The organism is Ensifer sp. D2-11, assembly GCF_054161295.1.
In genome coordinates, this window is sequence record NZ_CP096436.1 from 1 (window position 1) to 18,970 (window position 18,970).

Annotated in this window: 15 protein-coding genes and 6 pseudogenes; 4 read left to right on the forward strand and 17 right to left on the reverse strand. The window is 61.5% G+C overall.

The features are described 5' to 3' along the window. Window positions 1–5 precede the first annotated feature (5 nt). The 9 genes and pseudogenes from M1D34_RS31215 to M1D34_RS31255 all read right to left on the reverse strand — a co-directional run. A pseudogene (locus tag M1D34_RS31215) lies at window positions 6–1,234 on the reverse strand (ATP-dependent metallopeptidase FtsH/Yme1/Tma family protein); the annotation flags it as partial. Window positions 1,235–1,245: 11 nt separating this feature from the next. Beyond that, complete coding sequence (locus tag M1D34_RS31220) at window positions 1,246–2,205, reverse strand: cytochrome c oxidase assembly protein (protein ID WP_498786475.1); 960 nt, start codon at window positions 2,203–2,205, stop codon at window positions 1,246–1,248. Continuing rightward, complete coding sequence (locus tag M1D34_RS31225) at window positions 2,202–2,552, reverse strand: hypothetical protein (RefSeq protein WP_498786477.1); 351 nt, start codon at window positions 2,550–2,552, stop codon at window positions 2,202–2,204. Before M1D34_RS31225 ends, M1D34_RS31220 begins: the two co-directional genes overlap by 4 nt. Next, window positions 2,549–3,145, reverse strand: a complete 597-nt coding sequence (locus tag M1D34_RS31230; RefSeq protein WP_498786479.1) for a cytochrome c oxidase subunit 3 — start codon at window positions 3,143–3,145, stop codon at window positions 2,549–2,551. The genes M1D34_RS31225 and M1D34_RS31230 overlap by 4 nt, the downstream gene beginning before the upstream one ends. Continuing rightward, a complete protein-coding gene (gene ctaD / locus M1D34_RS31235; RefSeq protein WP_498786481.1) occupies window positions 3,146–5,065 on the reverse strand; it encodes a cytochrome c oxidase subunit I in 1,920 nt (639 codons plus the stop codon). Continuing rightward, window positions 5,062–6,063 (reverse strand): cytochrome c oxidase subunit II, encoded by a 1,002-nt coding sequence (gene coxB, locus M1D34_RS31240; protein ID WP_127510786.1) that lies wholly within the window; start codon window positions 6,061–6,063, stop codon window positions 5,062–5,064. The genes ctaD and coxB overlap by 4 nt, the downstream gene beginning before the upstream one ends. Before the next feature lie 7 nt (window positions 6,064–6,070). Then, on the reverse strand, window positions 6,071–6,628 hold the full coding sequence (locus tag M1D34_RS31245; protein WP_498786483.1) for a c-type cytochrome: 558 nt from the start codon (window positions 6,626–6,628) through the stop codon (window positions 6,071–6,073). Beyond that, the gene (locus M1D34_RS31250) at window positions 6,625–7,446 is read right to left on the reverse strand and encodes a substrate-binding domain-containing protein (RefSeq protein WP_498786485.1); all 822 of its coding nucleotides are present in this window, start codon (window positions 7,444–7,446) and stop codon (window positions 6,625–6,627) included. The genes M1D34_RS31245 and M1D34_RS31250 overlap by 4 nt, the downstream gene beginning before the upstream one ends. After that, on the reverse strand, window positions 7,427–9,241 hold the full coding sequence (locus M1D34_RS31255; RefSeq protein ID WP_498786487.1) for a methanol/ethanol family PQQ-dependent dehydrogenase: 1,815 nt from the start codon (window positions 9,239–9,241) through the stop codon (window positions 7,427–7,429). Before M1D34_RS31255 ends, M1D34_RS31250 begins: the two co-directional genes overlap by 20 nt. Before the next feature lie 361 nt (window positions 9,242–9,602). Between M1D34_RS31255 and M1D34_RS31260 the strand changes: the two genes are divergently transcribed. After that, on the forward strand, window positions 9,603–10,088 hold the full coding sequence (locus M1D34_RS31260; protein WP_498786489.1) for a DUF4142 domain-containing protein: 486 nt from the start codon (window positions 9,603–9,605) through the stop codon (window positions 10,086–10,088). Between the two features lie 137 nt (window positions 10,089–10,225). On the opposite strand, the pseudogene M1D34_RS31265 reads toward M1D34_RS31260, so the two are convergent. After that, window positions 10,226–10,372 (reverse strand): annotated as a pseudogene (locus M1D34_RS31265) (dihydrodipicolinate synthase family protein); the annotation flags it as partial. 351 nt (window positions 10,373–10,723) lie between these two features. Here M1D34_RS31265 and M1D34_RS31270 point away from each other — a divergent pair. Further along, entirely contained in the window at window positions 10,724–10,924 is a 201-nt protein-coding gene (locus tag M1D34_RS31270) for an MgtC/SapB family protein (protein ID WP_234834279.1), read from the forward strand. A gap of 753 nt (window positions 10,925–11,677) precedes the next feature. Here the strand turns inward: M1D34_RS31270 and M1D34_RS31275 are convergent. After that, window positions 11,678–11,850, reverse strand: a pseudogene (locus M1D34_RS31275) (DUF3606 domain-containing protein). A gap of 724 nt (window positions 11,851–12,574) precedes the next feature. After that, window positions 12,575–12,774 (reverse strand): annotated as a pseudogene (locus tag M1D34_RS31280) (hypothetical protein). A 629-nt stretch (window positions 12,775–13,403) separates the two neighbouring features. On the opposite strand from M1D34_RS31280, the gene M1D34_RS31285 reads away from it, so the two are divergent. After that, the gene (locus tag M1D34_RS31285; protein ID WP_498786491.1) at window positions 13,404–13,676 is read left to right on the forward strand and encodes a DUF2934 domain-containing protein; all 273 of its coding nucleotides are present in this window, start codon (window positions 13,404–13,406) and stop codon (window positions 13,674–13,676) included. 185 nt (window positions 13,677–13,861) lie between these two features. Here M1D34_RS31285 and M1D34_RS31290 read toward each other — a convergent pair whose 3' ends face one another. Then, a complete protein-coding gene (locus tag M1D34_RS31290; protein WP_498786493.1) occupies window positions 13,862–14,215 on the reverse strand; it encodes a DUF982 domain-containing protein in 354 nt (117 codons plus the stop codon). A gap of 176 nt (window positions 14,216–14,391) precedes the next feature. Here M1D34_RS31290 and M1D34_RS31295 point away from each other — a divergent pair. Continuing rightward, window positions 14,392–17,498, forward strand: a pseudogene (locus M1D34_RS31295) (CheR family methyltransferase). A gap of 113 nt (window positions 17,499–17,611) precedes the next feature. On the opposite strand, the gene M1D34_RS31300 reads toward M1D34_RS31295, so the two are convergent. The 4 genes and pseudogenes from M1D34_RS31300 to M1D34_RS31315 form a co-directional block, all read right to left on the reverse strand. Next, on the reverse strand, window positions 17,612–17,704 hold the full coding sequence (locus M1D34_RS31300) for a homocysteine S-methyltransferase family protein (RefSeq protein ID WP_498786631.1): 93 nt from the start codon (window positions 17,702–17,704) through the stop codon (window positions 17,612–17,614). 122 nt (window positions 17,705–17,826) lie between these two features. Then, window positions 17,827–18,018, reverse strand: a pseudogene (locus M1D34_RS31305) (hypothetical protein); the annotation flags it as partial. After that, the gene (locus M1D34_RS31310; protein ID WP_498786495.1) at window positions 18,012–18,203 is read right to left on the reverse strand and encodes a hypothetical protein; all 192 of its coding nucleotides are present in this window, start codon (window positions 18,201–18,203) and stop codon (window positions 18,012–18,014) included. The pseudogene M1D34_RS31305 and the gene M1D34_RS31310, both read right to left, overlap by 7 nt. Before the next feature lie 470 nt (window positions 18,204–18,673). Beyond that, complete coding sequence (locus M1D34_RS31315) at window positions 18,674–18,943, reverse strand: hypothetical protein (protein ID WP_498786497.1); 270 nt, start codon at window positions 18,941–18,943, stop codon at window positions 18,674–18,676. Window positions 18,944–18,970: the final 27 nt, after the last annotated feature.

Consider the following 18,970-nt stretch of genomic DNA (forward strand, 5'->3'; position numbering starts at 1 on the left):
GTAGCTCAAGCAGGTCGCGCGACCGTCGTGCGCCGGGTCGCATCTCCGCCCGCCACGATCTCGCGCAGTTCATCCTCAGTCATCGTCTCCTGCTCCAGAAGCAGCTTCGCCGCCCGTTCAAGGGTGGGTCGCTGCTCCTTGAGCAGCGCAACGGTCCGGTCAAACGCGTTCTCCACGATCCTACGGACCTGCTCGTCGATGATGGCAGCAGTCGCCTCGGAGTAATCGCGCTCGCGGGGGCCATAGAGCGGCTCGGGGGTCAGGAGTGAGCGGCGATCCCGCTCGAGCGCTACATGCCCCAGGTCCTCGGTCATGCCGTAGCGGCGACGATGGCCCGCGCAATGTCGGTGACCTTGACCAAGTCGTCGGCCGCACCCGTCGACAGGTGGCTGAAGGCGATCCATTCCGCAGCGCGGCCGCCGAGCAGCGCCGCCATCTTGTTCTCTAGCTCCTCTTTCGTCATTAGGAAACGGTCTTCGGTGGGTCGCTGGATCGTGTAGCCGAGCGAACCTATGCCGCGCGGGATGATCGAGACCTTGTGAACGGGGTCGACCCCGGGCAACGCCATAGCGACGAGCGCGTGGTCCGTTTCGTGATAGGCGACAATCTCGCGCTCTCTCGGATTGAGCAGGCGATTGCGCTTCTCTAGCCCCGCAACGATCCGCTTTATGGCGTTGTTGAAGTCTGCCATGGTCACGGCTTCGGCCTTGCGCCGCGTTGCCAGTAGCGCTGCTTCATTGACGAGATTGGCGAGATCCGCTCCCGTAAAACCCGGCGTCAATGCGGCTATCTGCTCCGACTTGACGTCGGCAGCGAGTTTGGCTCGCTTCAAATGCACATCCAGGATTTGCATGCGGCCGTGCTTGTCCGGGCGGTCGACGAGGACCTGCCGATCGAAGCGTCCGGCGCGCAACAGCGCCGGATCCAGAATTTCGGGTCTGTTGGTGGCGCCGAGGAGGACGAGTCCGGCCGAGGGGTCAAAGCCGTCGAGTTCGACCAGCAGCTGGTTGAGGGTCTGCTCCTTTTCGTCATGCCCGCCTGCCATCGGGCCAATTCCCCTGGCACGGCCGAGCGCGTCGAGCTCGTCGATGAAGATGATGGTCGGCGCTTTGGAACGCGCCTGTTCGAATAGATCGCGCACCCGGGCCGCACCTACCCCGACGAACATCTCCACGAATTCAGAACCGGAGATCGAGAAGAAGGGCACCCCTGCCTCGCCGGCGACCGCTCGTGCCTCGGCGCGCGCTAAGTGTGATGCGAGCCGTTTCGCAGGCCGCCGTCAGGCACGGCAGCTTGCCCCCCGCGCGCGCCGGCGTCATCGTTGCTTTCCCTGGCGAAGGAGTCGTTTGATCCGCCAATCCAGGCAGCGGAAAGGGCGAGCGCCGCGGCGACGTATATCATGCTTGCCGGTACCCACATGATCAGACCGGCAAGCTGCTGATCCTCGAGAGCCGACAGGCCCCAGCTTGCAGCGCCGGCGCCCTGACTGCGGTAGAGCGGCTCACGCGCGAAAGAGAGCAGGATGCCAAGGAAGCCAGAGTGAAGCGTGGTCGCGAAAAGATAGAAGATGGCGGCGCCGTAATGCTGCCGGCCGCGCCCGAAAAGCAGCGCCCACCAGAAGATGAGGGCGGTGCAGAAGAAGCTTAGATGCTGAAGCCAGTGAACAGGCGTTTCGGCCAGTGCGGCATCGTAGAGGCGCGGCGCGTGCCAGAGCCACAGAGTCGCGCCATGCAGGCCGGTCGCGACGAGCTGATTGGTCGCCGCCTTCCGGATTGAAAGAAGGACGACGCTGCGAACGAGTGCTCGGCCGACCGACGCTCGGAGCTTCTGCGGCAAGGACCAGAGCAGAGGCGCGAGCGGCTTCGACAGGACGAAGAGCGGTGCGGCGATCACCATCAGTATCTCGTGTTCGATCATATGGGCGGTGAAGAGCTGCGTCGCCAGCCTATCCAGCGGCGACACGAGCGCAGCCGCCAGGAAGAGCCAGCCGACGGCAAAGCATACGGCCCGCTGTAGGTGGATCGTCTGGCCTCTTGCCGATGCGGACCATAACCTGCGCATGCCGACGGCGTATGCCAGGGCGCTTAGCGCGAGCGGCAGTACGACAAACAGATAGTTCCATGGATCTCCGGCTTCGGCGCCAGTCTCATGGGCTTGCGCATCGGCCGCCATGATCGTGAACAGTGCGGCAACGACGATCCTCATCGCTCGCACCCCGTGAGAAAGAGATTGGCCGATGCGTGCAGCAGAATGACCAGGGTGAAGAGCACCGCGGAAGCAGTCCCGAGCAGCGCCACGAATCCATAGGGGCGGTTTTCGTCCTGTCCGAAGGGGCGAGGGCCGTCCTTCGCCAGCCAGGCACGCCAGGACAGCAGGCCGGAGAGGGCGCTGACGAGTGCGAGCGCCAGCCCGGCGACGAGGACGAGAGGAATGCCGGTGCTGCAGGTGAGCCCTGGCAGCATGTAGTTGAGCTGGGTGCTGATCAGCCAGGCCGCAGGGCTGACATAAAGCCCGGAGGACGGAAGTCCCTGGCGAAGCAGCCTTGCGATCATAGCCTCGGCACCCAATAGAGGACGAAATAGGTAGGCAGCCAGGATAGGACGACGAAGTTCCAGTAGAACGCATTGTCCTCGACATCGCTGAAGCGTCTGCCGAAGCCGTGGCGGGTGAACATCAGCACCGTGACGATGACGGTGTCGACGACATCCGTGACGAGATGGGCAGCGTGGAGGCCGAGAATGGTCCAGAGCAGCGAACCGTAGGCGTTGAAGTCCCATCGCACCGGCAGCAGCGCGAATTCCATGACGCGGGCGCCGGTGAGCAGCACGCCGATGCCGCTCATCAGGACCAGCAGTATCCGCACTCTGAAAAGGTTTTCCTGGCGCGCGGCGGCCTCCGTCAGAAAATTGGGCACGAGGCTCGCCACCATCAGGAGGGTGAAAATGCCCGACCAGAGCAGGGGCGGAGGCGGCCCGAGGGGCCAGTCCGGATTGATGAAGGCGAGATACAGATAGCCTCCCAGGGCGAGCGCGAAGCCGGTTCCCTCCAATACGCAGAAAGCCAACGTACCCCACCACATGGTCATGCGCGGGCCGAAGGCGTAGCTGGGCAATTCGGCGAGGTCCCTGACGACGCGGTGCTCCATCTATTTGTCCTCCTCGATGCTCTTCGGCCAGAACCAGGCGATTATGACGAGGGCGGCGACGGGGGCGCCCCAGGCGACTGCCCAGGGCGTGAAGATGCTGGCGATGAAGATGACGCCCACCACGACTGCGGAAACGAACGGCCAGACAGTCGGATCCGGTGAACTCTCCTTCAGGTCGGGGAGTGCCTCGGTCGTGGTGGTGATGACCACTTCCCGCTTGTCGACGGCAAGTCCCGTCACAACGGGCAGCGTCTCGCGCTCGGCCCAGAGCGGCTCCCGGCTCGTCACAAACGGGATGCAGTCGAAATTATGAGGCGGCGGCGGGGAAGTGGTAGCCCACTCCAGCGTCGCGGCATCCCACGGGTTGTCGCCGGCGGCGTCGCCGGAGCGGGCGCTGACGGCCACGTTGTAGACGAAGACGAGGAAGCTCACGACGAACAGCGTCGCTCCCAGGGTCGAGACCAGATTGAGCGTGTCCCACCCCATTTCCGCCGGATAGGTATAGACGCGGCGGGGCATGCCCCTCAGGCCGGAGATGTGCATCGGGAAGAAGGCGACGTTGAAGCCGATGAAGGCCAGCCAGAAATGCCACCGGCCGAGACGTTCGCTCATCATGCGCCCGGTAAACTTCGGGAACCAGTAGTAGATGGCGCCGATGAGCGGGAAAACGGCGCCGCCGATCAGGACATAGTGAAAATGCGCCACGACGAAATAGGTGTCGTGAACCTGGGTGTCGATCGGTACCGAGGCAAGCATGACGCCCGACAGGCCTCCCGCGACGAAAACGAAGAAAAAGCCGAGGACGAAAAGAAGGGGCGTGCGATAGATCGGCCTGCCATCCCACAAGGTCGCGATCCAGCAGAAAATCTGGATGCCCGTGGGGATGGCGATCATCATGCTTGAGGCGGTGAAGAAGGTCGCACCGAGCTGAGGCAGGCCGGTTGTGAACATGTGGTGGACCCAGAGACCGAAGGAGAGGAAGCCGGTCGCTATCAGCGAAAGAACGATGGCCGGGTAGCCGAAGACGGGGCGGCGGGCAAAGGTCGCGACAATGGCCGAGACGAAGGCCGTGCCCGGCAGGAAGATGATATAGACCTCCGGGTGGCCGAAGAACCAGAAAAGGTGCTGCCAGAGCAGCGGGTCGCCCCCCTCGGCCTGATTGAAGAAGTGCGTGTCGAGCAGGCGGTCGAGGATGAGCAGCGTCGAGCCAAGCATCACGGCGGGCATCGCGAAGATGATGAGGAAAGCGTTGATGAACATCGCCCATACGAAGAGCGGGATCCGGTCGAGCGCCATGCCCGGCGCACGCAGCTTCAACACGGTGACGACGATCTCGACGGCGACCGCAAGCGCTGCAACCTCGGTGAACGTCACCATCTGCGCCCAGAAGTCGGCGCGTTTGCCGGGGGAGAATTCCGGCCCCGCGAGCGGCACGTAGGAAAACCAGCCGTTGTCGGGACCGATATTCAGCGCGAAGGCGACCCATATCATCAGGCCGCCGAAAAGATAGACGTAGTAGGAGAAGGCATTGAGCCTCGGAAAGGCGATGTTGCGCGTGCCGACCATCAGCGGCACGAGATAGACGGCCAGTGCCTCGCCGATCGGTACGCCGAAGAGGAACATCATCGTCGTGCCGTGCATCGTGAATATCTGGTTGTAGAGGTCCGGCCCGATCAGACCATTGTCAGGCACCGCCAGCTGGAGGCGCATCGCTACGGCTGCCAGCCCGCCGAGGAACATGAAGAAGAAGCCTGTCAGGATATAGCGCCGGCCGATGATCTTGTGGTCGACCGTGGAGAGGGCGCCGATGAGGCCGCCGGCCGTGCCCCAGGTGGCGGCGAGCCGTTTGGCCAGTTCGCCCTCAGCGACGTCGGAGTCGAGGGCTTCCTTGGCGTGAGGCTTGATAACCGTCTCGCTCACCTCAAACCCTCCAGATATCGCGTGAGCGGCTCGATCTCCTCGGGTTCAAGCGCGATGAGCGGCATATGCGCGCCGGGCTTGATGCCCTGCGGATCGACGATCCAGGCAGCGAGATTGCCGCGGCTATTGGGCAGCGTGCCGGCGGCGATATGGAGCCGGCTGCCAAGATGCGTCAGATCCGGCGCGACCTTGCCGGCTGCGGTGGTGCCGCGGATCTGGTGGCACATCACGCAGGGCCGTGACAGGAAAATGTCCATTCCGCGCTTGCGCACAAGGTCATCCGGCGGCTCGGCCGCCTTGATCTGGCTTTCGCGCCAACGCTCGAAGTCCGCGGTCGCATGCGCAACGACGGTGATGGCCATATGCGCATGTTGCCAGCCGCAGAATTCCGCACATTGACCGCGGAAGATGCCGTCCCGCGTGGCCTCGATCACGATGCGGTTCTCCCGCCCGGGAATGACGTCCATCTTGCCCGCGAGACTGGGTACCCAGAAGGAATGGATGACGTCCGAGGACTGCAATTTGATCAGGACCGGCTGGCCGACGGGAACATGGATCTCGTTGGCCGTCGTGAAGCGCCGCGAGGGTTGAGCGTCCTCATACGTCACTTCCCACCACCATTGGTGGCCCTTGACCAGCAGCTGAAGCGGAGCCTCGTTCCTGGAGAACAGGGCGCGCTGCGCTGCGTAACTCACCACGGTAAGCGCGATGACGATAGCGGCGGTCAATATGGTTGCCGCTGTGACCGCACGGGTCATGCCCCGTTCCGCCTGCGGCTCACGCATAAGCGGTCCCGCTCGCGCCGCATGCTCACGGCGGAGCGCCAGAAACAGGGCTGCCATGGTCAGGAGCCAGACTGCCGCAAGAATGGCTGTGAACACCCAGAATAAGTCCGCCAGCGTGTCCGCCTGGGGCCCCTGCGGATCCAGAGTGGATTGCCAGCCGTCACAGCCGGTGAGGGTGAGCGGGAAAATGATGAGAGCGGGGCGACAGCGCATCTCGGCCTCACTGCGGAGCCTGGCCGGAGGGCGGGGCGGTGCCGCCGGGCACCGGGGGCGTCGCAGGCAGGCGGTGCTCCGACGGCCGCGGCATCAGGTCGTCGTTGCGCCCCGGCGCGGCGTCCTGCGGGACCTGGCGCTCCATCGAGCGTACATAGGCCGCGATCTGCATCACCTGCTCGTCGGGAATTTTGCCCCGAAAGGAAGGCATTCCGTTTGGGCGTCCCTCGCGGATCGTCTGGACGATGTTCCGGAACTCGCCGCCGTAAATCCAGCGGTCGTCCATCAGCGCCGGACCGGAGCCGCCGCCGCCATTGGCGTGGCAGCCCTTGCAATTGAACCAGGTGAAGAGCCGCTTGCCCTCGCTAAGATGATAGGCGTTCTCTTCATAGCGCTTGCCGCTCTCTGCCGGTTGCCCCCACGGTCCCGAGCCTGGAGAGATAGTGGAGAGCGTGACCTCCGCCTCGCCCTCCGACGCAGCGGTAGGCGGGCGGAATTCACGGTCCTCTCGCTCACAGGCGCCGATCACGGCGAGTGCCGCCGCCATGGCCAGCAGGCGCCTCATGGCCTCGCGTCCGGCAGGCTGTCAGAAGGCGGGAGCCGCGGCACGTCGTACTGGGTCAGAATCACGCCGATCTGCGGGGTAAGGCGTTCCACAAGAGCGTCGATCTCCGAAAGAAGCGCGCCGTCATCCTCGCGCACGGCCATGGCGATATCCCAGGCCATCGGCAGGCCGGGTTCATCGAGCGGCTTTACGGCGCTGACATTGAGAGCCGGATGCTCACGTGCGGCGAAGTAGCCGCCGATGGGCCCCCAGGCCAGCGCTACGTCGATTTCTCCATGCGCCACGGCGGAGACGATCCGGGCGGTGGGATTGGGCTCGCGATAGTCCCCGTAGAGCGTATATCCCCGGACGTTGTCGACAATGCCTCGCCGCGTCAGCGCATGTGCCGGCGGCGTGTTCCAACCGTCGTCGCCGACCAGTTGTACGCCCAGCAACTTCCTTCGAAGCGCGGGATCGTCAAAGGACGCGACTAGAGGCTCCTTGGCACGCGTGACGAAAACATAGGCCGAGCGATAGTAGGGGCGGGTCGTGCGGACGCTCTCCAATCCAGCCGGGACGCCGATCACGAGATCGCAGCGTCCCGCATTGAGCGTCTCGCGAAGGAAACCGCGCCGCTGCGCTCTCCAGGTGTAGACGAGCGTCGCGTCAAGCTCACCGGCAAGCAGCTCGGCGATCCGGTTCTCGAAGCCTTCGCCCTGTCTGTTGGAGAAAGGCAGGTTGTTCGGGTCGGCGCAGACTCGCAGCTCGCGCGCCTCTACATCCGGCGCGATTACGAATACGAGCAAGGCGGCCGCCGCGTTAAGGCAGCGCGAAGACATAGAGGTTGCCTCCCTTGGTCGTGGCTTGCTTCAGGTCGGCCATGGCATTTACGAAGCCGAGTGCGGCGGTGCTGTCGCGCGGGTCCAGGTCGCCGGATACGATCGAGCCCGCCCAGCCGCCGACGCCTGACAGAACGGCGACATATTGCTTGCCGTCAGGACCGCGATAGGTCGTCGGCTGACCGATGATGCCGGACGAGGTCTTGAACTGCCAGAGCACCTCGCCCGTCTTCGCATCGACGGCCCTGAACCAGCCTTCCATGTTGCCGTAGAAGACCAGCCCACCGGCGGTCGTCATGGTGCCGCCCCAGACGGGGAAGCGTTCCTTGATGGTCCAGACTTCCTTGCCCGCGACGATATCCCAGGCGGAAAGCTCGCCGCGATGGCCGCCCGGCCCCGCATACATGCGCACTTCCGCGCCCACGTAGGGCGTGCCGGCGATGTAGTTCGCTTCCGTGCTTTCCCAATCCATGCAGAGATTGTTGTGCGGGATGTAGAGCAGGCCGGTCTGGTGGGAGAAGGAGGATGGACTCCAGTCCTTCGCGCCGGGCGCGGTGGGGCAGACGTTGCGGATCACCTTGCCCTCGTGTGGGTACTTTTCCTCGTTGATTCTGATGCGGCCGGTCTTCAGATCGACACCCCTATGCGCGTTCACCGGGTGGTAGAAACTGGCAGAGAGAACTTCGCCCGTGGTGCGGTCCAGCAGGTAGACCAGGCCGTTTCGGTCGGGATGTACCAGCGCCTTGCGCGGCTTTCCGCGCCATTCCACGTCGACGAGGATGTTTTCGTTGATCCCGTCCCAATCGTGAAGATCGTGCGGATTCCACTGATAGGCCCAGCGTGCCTCGCCGGTATCCGGATCGCGTGCGAAGACGGTATTGGTCCATTTGTTGTCACCGGGGCGCTGATTCGGATTCCATGGGCCGGGGTTGGCCGTTCCATAGAAGATTAGATCCAGATCGGGATCATAGCTGGCAAAGCCCCAGACGGTGCCGCCGCCGATCTCCCAGGCATTGGGGGGCCAGGTCGAGACGCCGAGGTCTTTGCCACGGTCCTCCTCATAGAACGGCTTGAAGTCCGCCCCTATCTTCACGTCCCGATCGGGTCCGGTGCTGTAGGCTTTCCACACGGTTTTCCCGTCCGCGGCATCGAGCGCCTGGATCCAGCCGCGCACCCCGTATTCACCGCCGGATATGCCGGCGATCACCTTGTCCTTCACGACCAGCGGCGCCATGGTCATGGTCTCGCCGCGATTGATCTCGCCGAGCTTCACGTTCCAGATTTCCCGGCCAGTGCCTGCGTCGAGCGCCACCACGTGAGCATCGAGCGTGGTGAAGAAGAGCCGTCCATTGGAATAGGTCGGCCCGCGATTGACGACATCGCAACAGGCGACACCTTGGGCGGAGGCGTCCTGCTTGGGATTGTACTGCCATTTCAATGGCGCGCCCGGCCGGGTGAGGTCGAGTGCATAGACGATGTTCGGATAGGGCGAGACGATGAACATCATGCCGCCGACAACGAGGGGAGCCCCCTCGTGGCCCTTGTTGACCCCCGTGGAGAAGGTGAAGGCGACCTGAAGCCGATTGACGTTTTGGGTGTTGATCTCCGACAGCTCGCTGTAACGCGTGGCCGCCGTGTTCTTTGCCGGGGTGGCCCAGTCCGCGTCTTCAGGCGAAACGGCAAAAGCCGGGGCGGCCGGCTTCGTTCTTCCGTCCTGCGGCTGGCTACGGGAAATCGACGGCGAAAGGGTCAAAACCGCTGCCAGAAAGCAGTATTGCAACAGGGAAGAACGCATTTTCTGACCTTAAATGGGCCGAATGCAGTCGTGCCGCCGGGAAAACGGACGAAGACGTTCTTTGTTCCTGCGGCGGATACGAGTGGGGAACCTGCACCGCATGAGCCGCGTTCGGCGTAAAAGAAGGAGAAATGCCGATGAGCCTGCGTCACGATTTGCGCGTTTTCCGCGAGCCGGGCTTTTATGTCTCTGCTGTGCTTACCGTGGTGTTTCTCGGCGGGTTGCTCGTCTTTGCGGGGCTGACGACGCCCTGAAGCGCTTACGCAATTTCTCCGAATCGGAACGCTCGGGAACACCTCTCCGGCTTCGCGGTTGGGGCTGCCTTCCGCTCAGTGTCAAAACGGAGAAAACCCCCATGCGAATGTTGAAGATAGCAACCGCCGTAGCATTCCTGGCCAGTGCGCCCTGCGTCGCCGCACAGCAGATCTCGTCCGAGGAGTTCGTTTCCATGGCGGCGAGTTCGGACATGTTCGAAATCCAGTCCAGCCAGCTCGCCGTAGCGAACAGCAAACAGGACAACGTTCGGCAGTTCGCGGAAATGATGATTGCTGACCACACCAAGGCCAGCCAGGAACTGAAGACCGCCGCGGGAGAGGCAAGCGTCACGCTTCCTGCGCAAATGGACGAGAAGCACGCGGCCGAGTTGGAGAAGCTCAAGAATGCGCAGGGCGAGCAGTTCGATGCGGCCTATGTGCAGGCGCAGCTTGCGGCGCACCAGGAGGCTCTGAAGCTCCTGCAGAGCTACGCCCAAGGCGGCGACAGCCAACCGTTGAAGGCGCATGCGGCCAAAACGGCGCCCGTTGTTCAGGGGCATCTGGAACACGCGCAGAAGCTCAGCGGTAGTTAAAGCGCTTCCGGGAAGCGGCCACTACGGAAGCGGCGCGCCTGCAGGGCAGATGGGGTACTACCGCCGCCCTATCTGCCCTCAAGCGGGATGAGGCAAGGCGGGTTTCCGCCTGCATTCCAGGTCCATCCTGACTGCCGTCAAAGCAGCCCATGCCGCACCAGAATCTGCGGTATTCTTGCGTCGTGCTCTTTGTTCGGGAACAAAGTCGGCTGGCGCGAGGCGCCGACCTAGGAATCCTGCAGATAGAGCGATCGCTTGCGGGCGGCAAAGCGAGAGCCTAAAGCTCGGTGTAGAGAGCCTGCCGACGCTCTTCGGATTTCGCCGCGAGTGATCGGTGGGGGCCTTCAGTACGCCATCATGGCCAGGACGGCCTATGGCTGATCTAGGCTTCGATTTCCAGACGATCCCAAGCGATGTTGCGAGGATTCTGTTAGCGTTTGCCTTGGCGCTGCCAATCGGTTGGGAGCGACGACACGGTCGGCGCAGCATCGCGTTTCGAACACTTCCGATAGTGGCGCTGGCGGCGTGCGGCTTCGCCCTGATTTATCGACACGAGCGCGCCGGCAGACAATGAAGCTAGGGCGCGTGTTCTTCAGGGTGTCATCACCGGAATTGGCTTCATTGGCGGTGGGGCTATCGTCAAGCAGGGCAGTAGCGTCAAAGGTCTGGTGACCGCCGCGAGCATCTGGAATGCCGGCGCCATCGGGGTGGCAGTCGGACTCGGTGCGGCAAACGTTGCAATCGTCCTCAGCCTGACCAACCTCCTCGGACTATGGCTGCTGAGCACGCTTGGCGTACACGGTCGCGAAGATGACGATGGGAACTCGCCCTCGTAACGAACGGGCACACTGAAGCATGGGAAGCATGCAAATCCTCTCAACAAATCGCTCTCGCAAAGCGAGTTTCATCTTATCTGCAGCCGAGCTTTACACGCGGTTTTTCGATGTCGGCTAAAAAGGCATCCGCGCGACCGCGCGGCGCACGGCCGCAGTGCGATACTAGGCCTAAACTGCTACGCGCGCTGGGGACGTGCTCGGCTGCGACTGGCGATTATGGTAAGCGGACGGTGATGACGGTGACGAAGGAACCGATAACCCATGCTCACGATAAAGGTGCTGCAGTAGACTGAACCCAGGGAACCATTCAAGGCGGCGAATGTTAGACTCCGTCGCTTGTCGAGCGGCTTCTGCACAAACTTCGGTCGACTAATCGTTCCCTCGCTGGTTCGCGGTAAGTCGACCGATCGGCAGCGCCCTTCACGCTCCCCTTTGGGCGCTGCCCACATTTGCCCAAGACTATTAGAAAGATGCCGCCGCCAACCTGCCGTTAGGTCGGAAGAAGGCGGGAGCTGGGTCGAGATCCTCGACAAGGATCTGCTCATAACCTGCGCGACATCGGCGCAAGGTCGAGATCGGCAGCGGCTCGTCGGACACGACTTGCCCCGTGAAGCCCCGTAATTGCTGAAGCGTCGGAACAAAGTTGCACGAGACGCGTTGTCGGTAGCGCCGCGTATTGCCGCGGCACCAGGTCCCCCAACCTGTTCAGAGTGCCCGCCCGTTCCCCTCGCGCGGGCACTCGCTTTTTTGTCTTCACTTGCCCTGAAGACACGCCATCACCTTCTCCCGGCCCGGGCCGGCTTCACGAATAGCCTCAAGGGCCTTCTGCCGCGTCTCCTTTGCCGTCCTCATCAGATAGGCGACCTCGTGCTCCTGTTCGGAAACGAGCTCGCGGTCGCGGCTGTTTTCTTCGAATTGTCTGCCATGTGGTTCCTCCCATGATCAAACAAGGAGGATAGGAGCCGACCGGGCGCCGACAAGGGCTGGAACCTCATGCCCGGTGACGTGTTCACCTGCCGAGGAGACGGATTATGGCCGACAAAGAGAAGATGAAGCAGCTGACTGGGATTGCCAGAAGGATATTGCCGCCTACCTTCCGCCGGCGAGCGGCATTTCAGAGCACCAGCTGTTCCGGATGTTCATCTCCCGCTCGACGGGCGCCAGGCGAAGGAAGCGCTGGGCGACGATTGGCAACGTTGGTGGTCGGATGACGATGATTGCGGGGGAGACGACCTCCCCTTCCCCAGAGCCGCTACCGGAGCCGGCCTGAAATTCGCCAACCTTGAAAAAAAGGTTTGTTCCGGAACATTCCAGCCAACACGGCGTTTGAGAGGCGTTCCTATTTCAGAAGGTTGTTTTCTCCCTCTGAATTTCGACTGGCGAACAATTGCACGTGTCGGACAACTGCAGCGCTCCATTCCATCTTCCCGGAGCGCTGCTTTTCTTGGGATAAACCCAAAACCTGGGAACCATCTGCGCGGCCGCCGGTTTGATTCGCGTCGCTGGCAGAGCGACTATCTCCGCGCGGAGACTTCGTGTCGGCTCGTTCATTTCTCCTTCCGCAGAAGCCGACCGAGTGGCAGCGTCCTTCAGTTCCCGCCCCATGGGACGCTGCCACATTCAGGAGTGAAGAAGGAGCTCGCAACGTCATCAACGCTTCATCGAGTTGGGGAATGGCCACGCCCCAAGGCCTTGGCGATCTTCCGCCAGCCATGTCCGCTCATCCAGGGTATTCGCAGCAATTCTGCAGTCGGCAGATTTTGCATATCTCCAACTATCTCATACCCGGTCTGGTTTAGCTCGCGGAGAAGCGAAGGCCAGAGTTTCAAGTCTTCCAGTTTCGTGTCCATTCCGGAGATTAATGACAGCCCGACACTCGCAATTGTTTAATTTTACACGCGGGGCATGTGCTTGCCGGACCTTGGCCGGCACCCAGGCGCAAGGCCCCAAATATTGGATTGTTGAGGCGGTCTGGTGTGCTCGTTTCGCAGAGGCCCGAACCACAGGAGAACCAATGCCGCTTCGAGCGGCAGGGCCATGACAACTATGAGCATTACGCCTGCCATTTACGTCAGACGGCTCCGTTAGTGTTTGGCGGTCGTCCCTGGCTGGTCAGCATTGTAACCCTGCTCTACCCTCGCGTCTGCACCCGTGCGCCGGTATGCAGATGGTCGGCCGGGGTGCCCATTGTCCCTTTTCTTATTTCTTGTTCTTGTTCTTGTTCTTGTTCTTGTTCTTGTTCTTGTGAACATAGAACTTGAGGTTGCCAGAAAGGTTCCTCAGACGGCTTCAGCAGAAATGCGCGGCGGCTTTGTTAGCGCTTCAACTCGACTTGTCAGCGCGGTGCCGGCGACAGGCTTCCTATCTTGCTGCGTCCACTATCGTCATGGCGGCCGTTAAGGCAGCAGCCCGGGAACATCTTCCTCGTTGCTCGGTTTGCAACGAATCAGCACAATCGTTGCGCAGGTGGAGGATCGAAATGGCTAATAACAGGCGGAACGCAGATCCGGCCGAGGGCTCTCGGGACACGATTGAACATGAATTGCAAAATCGTGACCAGGACAACAAGGCACCCACTCCGCCGAGCCAAGCGGAGGAGAACCGTTCAGGTGCTGTCGATGAGAAGGAAGAGCGTGTCCGACGGCGCGCTTACGAGATTTGGGAGCGCGAAGGCGGAATTGACGGTGACCACGAGCGCCATTGGGAACAGGCCACCAGCGAAATAGAAGAAGAGGAGCGGCTTGGCTCTTAGCCTGCGACGCGCGCAGCGGCGGCCGGTGAATGGCAGACTCACCCGAAAAGAGGTCGACCGGGGCGGTGGTCTTAGGACGCCATATTAAAGGGCCACGGGACCTCGGTTAAAATTCCGCCTGGCGAAGTGGCCGAGCGCCAGAGCGCACACCACGCGAGAAGAGGTCGCCGCCGCGGCCACCCGCTTTAGCGATCCAGGCCCCAATCGGCTGTAGGCTGACGTAAATTCGGCCGCGGCGGCCTGGCTCCTCCTCGGATGTCGCTGCAAGCGAATGACGCCTCGGTGCATGCGGCTATGAAGGAGTTTCTTGCCCAGTCGGCGTAACGTGGGTGACGCAAAGCTGCGCGACAGGCGCGGACGGCTTGGGCCTGGTGCTTGCCATGCATCGGCCACTCGTTCTCGAGGAAATCAAGCGCGTCGTACACGCCACAGAACTGTCGGTTCATGCCGTTTTGCAAGGTCACCGATAGTGGAACGCGCCATGGCACTTCTCTCATATCGGACCTCCTGGAAGGCCGTATGGAGAACCGCCAGCCCATCCACTTCGTTCCGCAGAATGGGTTCTTTTTCACTTATGCTAATAAAGGCGAAGCATCCGCAGGGCGCCTTATGTCTTTTTCTGAAAAACCGCGATCTCCAGCCGGGATTTCGTTGCTGGCGCAGGGCGGCGCTTCACCCTATGATGTGCTGTTGTCTCATCGACGCGCAGGAAACAATGACAAAAGTATCCTATCTCGGCAAATTCCCCATCGTCGGAATAGGGGCATCGGCGGGGGGCATTCCGGCCATGGAAGGCTTCTTCCGGGGATTGCCGGCACGGCCGCATATGGCTTTCGTCATCGTGACCCATCTCAATCCCGCACGGCAGAGCCTGCTTGACGAGGTGGTGAGCCGCTACACGGAAATGCCGGTCCTTGTCGCCGAAGACGGGATGCCGACCGAGCCAAACCACGTCTACGTGATGCCGGCGAACGCGATCCTAACCATCAAAGAGGGGCGTCTTCAAATTCGACGTCCAGACGCCGCGAATCGTGAACGCAAGCCGATCGACATCTTTCTTGGGGCACTTGCCGAAGATCAGGACGAGCACGCCGTTGGTGTCATACTTTCCGGCGGTGACGGCGATGGGACGCTGGGCGCGAAGGCCATCAAGGAGAGAGGCGGTCTGACGCTTGCCCAGGTGAGCGACGGTTCAGGTCCTCGCAACCCAGATATGCCACAAAGCGCCATCTCCAGCGGAATGATCGATCTTGCGCTGCCGGCCGATCGGATGGGCGAGCGACTGGTTGCTTTCGCACGAGCTTTCAGGGCGCCTTTGGAGGAGACAAAGAACGGTGCAGCAGATGATGGGTTGGAAGCAGACGTGCAGCGAGCACGGGTCGAGATATGTGCATTGCTGCGAAGCCATTCCGGCCACGATTTCTCCGGCTATAAATCGAAGACATTCATAAGGCGCGTCAAGCGCCGCATGCAAATCCTGCAGATGCCATCCGTCGAGAGCTACATCGGCTTACTGCAGCGCGACGCCAACGAAGTGACGGCCCTCTTTCGCGATCTGCTGATCAATGTGACTAACTTCTTTCGCGACCCCGATGCATTCACGGCCCTGGAAAACCTTGTAGTCCCGCGCCTGTTTGAAGGTCGTGGAGAAAGCGATAACATTCGTATTTGGGTGCCCGGTTGTGCGACAGGCGAAGAGGTGTATTCGATTGGAATTCTCATGCGCGAGCATATGGAAAAACTCTCCGAAGTGCCACGCGTGCAGATTTTCGCGACGGACATCGATGAGCCGGCTCTCAGCGTTGCCCGCGCGGGACGATATCCGGAAGCACTGCTGAAAGGCATCACGCCGGAACGAAAACGGCGGTTCTTCCACAATCACGGCTCCAGTTTCGTCGTCAGCCATGAGGTGCGCGAACTCTGCATCTTTTCTCCCCATAGCGTCACGCGCGACCCCCCCTTCTCGCGCATGGATCTGGTGTCCTGCCGCAATCTGCTAATCTATTTGGCACCCGACATTCAGAACCGTGTCATCCCTACGTTCCATTACGCGCTCAAGCCAGGCGGCTATCTGTTCCTTGGAACGTCGGAAAGCATCAGCCAGCACAGCGATCTTTTCGTAACCCTCGACAAGAAGAACCGCTTATTCCAATGGCGAGAAAATGCCGCGGCGACACCGCACTTCTCGACTCTGATGGGCCATCCGCGCGCGGCCGACACCGGTTTGGGCCGTGAGCAAAGGGGCACGTCCTATTCATTGCGACAGTCAGTTGAGAGCCATGTCCTCGAACGGTTCGCGCCGGCTCATGTTGTGGTCAATGCCGACGGCGATGCGGTATATTTCTCAGCCCGCACAGGAAAATATCTCGAAGCGCCGCAGGGGGCGCCAAGCCGGCAAATCCTGACCATCGCCCGACGAGGCCTCAGACTTGAATTGCGCTCAGCCTTGCGCGAAGCCGTTTCCACGCGAAACACGGTGGTACGCTCGAATGTCGTTGTCGAAGACGATGATGGCCGGGCTCAAGCCTTGACGGTAACGGTCGAGCCACTGCCGAACAAGAGCAACGGGGAACAGCTCTTTCTGATCGTCTTCAATCCGGTGGAGGCGACGCAAAGCCGGCAGGAGATTGATAGGCAAGGAGTGGAAGTTGATGTCGCCGCGGATCTCGATCGCGAGCTGCGCGACACGCGAGAGCGCCTGCAGTCGATGATCGAGGAATACGAGACCGCGCTTGAAGAGTTGAAGGCTTCAAACGAAGAGCTCGTGTCGGTCAACGAAGAGGCACAATCGACCAACGAGGAGTTGGAGGCATCCAAGGAGGAGATGCAATCCCTCAATGAAGAGCTGAACACCATCAATGCGGAACTCAGCGGAAAGGTCGAGGAACTCGATCGCGCCAACAGCGATCTCAAGAATCTCTTCGAGAGCACTCAGATCGCGACGGTTTTTTCTCGACCGGAATCTCGTCATACGAAATTTTACTCCTGCCGCCTCCTCTTTCTTCAGCCTTCGCCAATCCGATGTCGGTCGACCGCTGACCGAACTCGCCAATCAGCTGCACTACGCGGAGCTGAAACAGCACATCGCTTCGGTCTTCAATACCGGCGACCTCGTCGAGCACCAGCTTGCCAGCGATCAGGACGGCAAACACTATCTGGTTCGCCTAATCCCCTATCGTGACTGTGCCGGCCGCATTCAGGGGGTGGTGGTCACGCTCATTGATGTGACAACGCTCGCCAAGGCCGAGGAGCACCAGCGCATGCTGATCTCCGAGCTCAATCACCGGGGTCAAGAACATGCTGGCCGTGGTGATCAGCATCGCCAACCACACGTTGAAAGGCGCACCGTCTCCGAAAGACTTCAACACGGCGCTGAGCGGCCGCCTCCACGCGATGGCGCGCGCATTCGACGTCTTGACCAACTCGAATTGGACCGCCGCCCCCATCGAAGACCTGGTCAGCCAGGAGCTGGAGGCCTTCGGGTCCGATCGTTTCGAGCTTACCGGACCGAACCGGCGGTTGCAGCCCCAGCAGGGGCTGTCGCTTGGAATGACCATCCATGAATTGGCAACCAATGCGTCGAAGTACGGTTCGCTGAGCAAGCCCGAGGGCCACGTTGCTGTTGAGTGGGACGACTACGACCAACGATTGACGCTTACTTGGCGGGAAACGGGAGGGCCGCCCGTCAAAGAACCGCAGAAGGATGGTTTCGGCCTGACGTTGATCAGAGGCGAGGTCGTTTCTCGGCTTGGCGGCAACGTCGAAACAATTTTCGCTCCCGAGGGCTTGCAAGTGCAGATTTCATTCCCGCTGGGACGCTAGACGGACCAGCGTCGAGGCCTCGGTTTTGAACCGGGGTGAAATGAACATCAGCCCCCGACACCTGTTTGGTCGTCGTGGGCCGCAACTGCCCTTGAAGCCCGGCCGACCGGCGCTCAGACGCCCGCCGCGATCAGAGCCTTGATGTGCCGCATGTCCGAGCCGCAACAGCCGCCAACGACGCGCAGTCCGGGGAGCCGCTCTGCTATTTCGCTATTTCAGCGTAAAGCGCGCCGAACTCCTGCGGGTCACCGTCATCGAGCTCGGTGGCTTCGTCCAGTTCGGCATGGCTGCGGCGCGAGGCGTTTGGCCGTACCATGAGAAATCCGGTTGAGCCAGAGCGATAGAGCGATGGCAACTGTTCGCCGAATTGCTCGGGATGGGCGCAGTTGATCCCGTAATAGCGAACGTAGCCGCCAGTCGCGGCTTCGACCTCGCTGAGCGCGGAATCGAGGTCCTGCCCAGTCCGGCAACCGCCCGTCGGTCTCCACCGTGACTCAGGGTGCGAAAGGCAGGCTAAGATCGCGTGCCCGGGTTGACCATGCCGATGGCCTCGCCTGGATGGTGATGGTGAAGGTCGACGCGATGTCCATCACAAAGCCCCCACTGGCGACCTTGGGCCAAGTCGAAATACGAATCCGCGTAGCGCCGCAGCATCTCGCAACCCTCCGGGCTGTCGAGCAGAACGAAGGAGGCGAACAGCGGCATTTCGGCGGCCTTCGTGGAAGATCAGGTCTGTCTCCATGCCCCCGTCGCTGATGAATGGGTCTGGCGACGAAAACAGGGCGATCAAGTATACCCATGATCCTCCCCCAAGAACCCACTGTGGAAAATACCGGCGGCGCGGTCGAAACTTGGTAGCGAGGCGCGGCCAGCGTACTCGACGCTGCCGACGATCAGACGTCGAACTTATCACCCATCCAGATAATCCTGTCAGACGGCCTTCTCCCAATGGATCAGATCACGCCCAGGCAAATAGGACTGGATACCGGCCATCGCGCCCGCGTCCCACTTGGTACATTATGCGATCCTCTCAGCCCAGAACGTAAACATCCTGGGAACAAGCCCAGCATCGGGCTCGTGGAGGAAGGATGAACTCCCTTGGGTGGTAACTCACGTTGAGTGCCACATCCATTCAACGCCGATTGACACGCCCGGTTCGGGCACCGCCATGCGCCTCAATAGTAGAACTCGGTGAAGGACAGGTTCTCGGCCGAAATCTCCGTGAGGGTGACGCCCTCTATTAGGATGCCGGCATCATCGAACCCGTCGAGCGTGACGACGACGCCGTCCTGCGTGTCATGCGAGGCCGCCAGGAAATCCGCGTAGCTGCGGATCGAGGCGATCTCGCCATCGGCGTCGATGGCGAAGCTGAGGATGTCGCCCGCCAAAGCGCTGAAATCGGCAATGCGGTCGACGCTGTCGGTCTCAAGGGACGAGATGGACACTGGAAGATGTCAGCATCGCCGCCGCCG

What these genes read in the sequence shown, in the direction of transcription:
- M1D34_RS31290 (WP_498786493.1), bottom strand. Translation starts at nt 14,215, where the DNA reads ATGGGCTGGCGGTTCTCCATACGGCCTTCCAGGAGGTCCGATATGAGA.
- M1D34_RS31230 (WP_498786479.1), bottom strand. Translation starts at nt 3,145, where the DNA reads ATGGAGCACCGCGTCGTCAGGGACCTCGCCGAATTGCCCAGCTACGCC.
- M1D34_RS31220 (WP_498786475.1), bottom strand. Translation starts at nt 2,205, where the DNA reads ATGAGGATCGTCGTTGCCGCACTGTTCACGATCATGGCGGCCGATGCG.
- M1D34_RS31250 (WP_498786485.1), bottom strand. Translation starts at nt 7,446, where the DNA reads ATGTCTTCGCGCTGCCTTAACGCGGCGGCCGCCTTGCTCGTATTCGTA.
- M1D34_RS31285 (WP_498786491.1), top strand. Translation starts at nt 13,404, where the DNA reads ATGGCTAATAACAGGCGGAACGCAGATCCGGCCGAGGGCTCTCGGGAC.
- M1D34_RS31245 (WP_498786483.1), bottom strand. Translation starts at nt 6,628, where the DNA reads ATGAGGCGCCTGCTGGCCATGGCGGCGGCACTCGCCGTGATCGGCGCC.
- coxB (WP_127510786.1), bottom strand. Translation starts at nt 6,063, where the DNA reads ATGCGCTGTCGCCCCGCTCTCATCATTTTCCCGCTCACCCTCACCGGC.
- M1D34_RS31225 (WP_498786477.1), bottom strand. Translation starts at nt 2,552, where the DNA reads ATGATCGCAAGGCTGCTTCGCCAGGGACTTCCGTCCTCCGGGCTTTAT.
- M1D34_RS31255 (WP_498786487.1), bottom strand. Translation starts at nt 9,241, where the DNA reads ATGCGTTCTTCCCTGTTGCAATACTGCTTTCTGGCAGCGGTTTTGACC.
- M1D34_RS31260 (WP_498786489.1), top strand. Translation starts at nt 9,603, where the DNA reads ATGTTGAAGATAGCAACCGCCGTAGCATTCCTGGCCAGTGCGCCCTGC.
- M1D34_RS31310 (WP_498786495.1), bottom strand. Translation starts at nt 18,203, where the DNA reads ATGCCGCTGTTCGCCTCCTTCGTTCTGCTCGACAGCCCGGAGGGTTGC.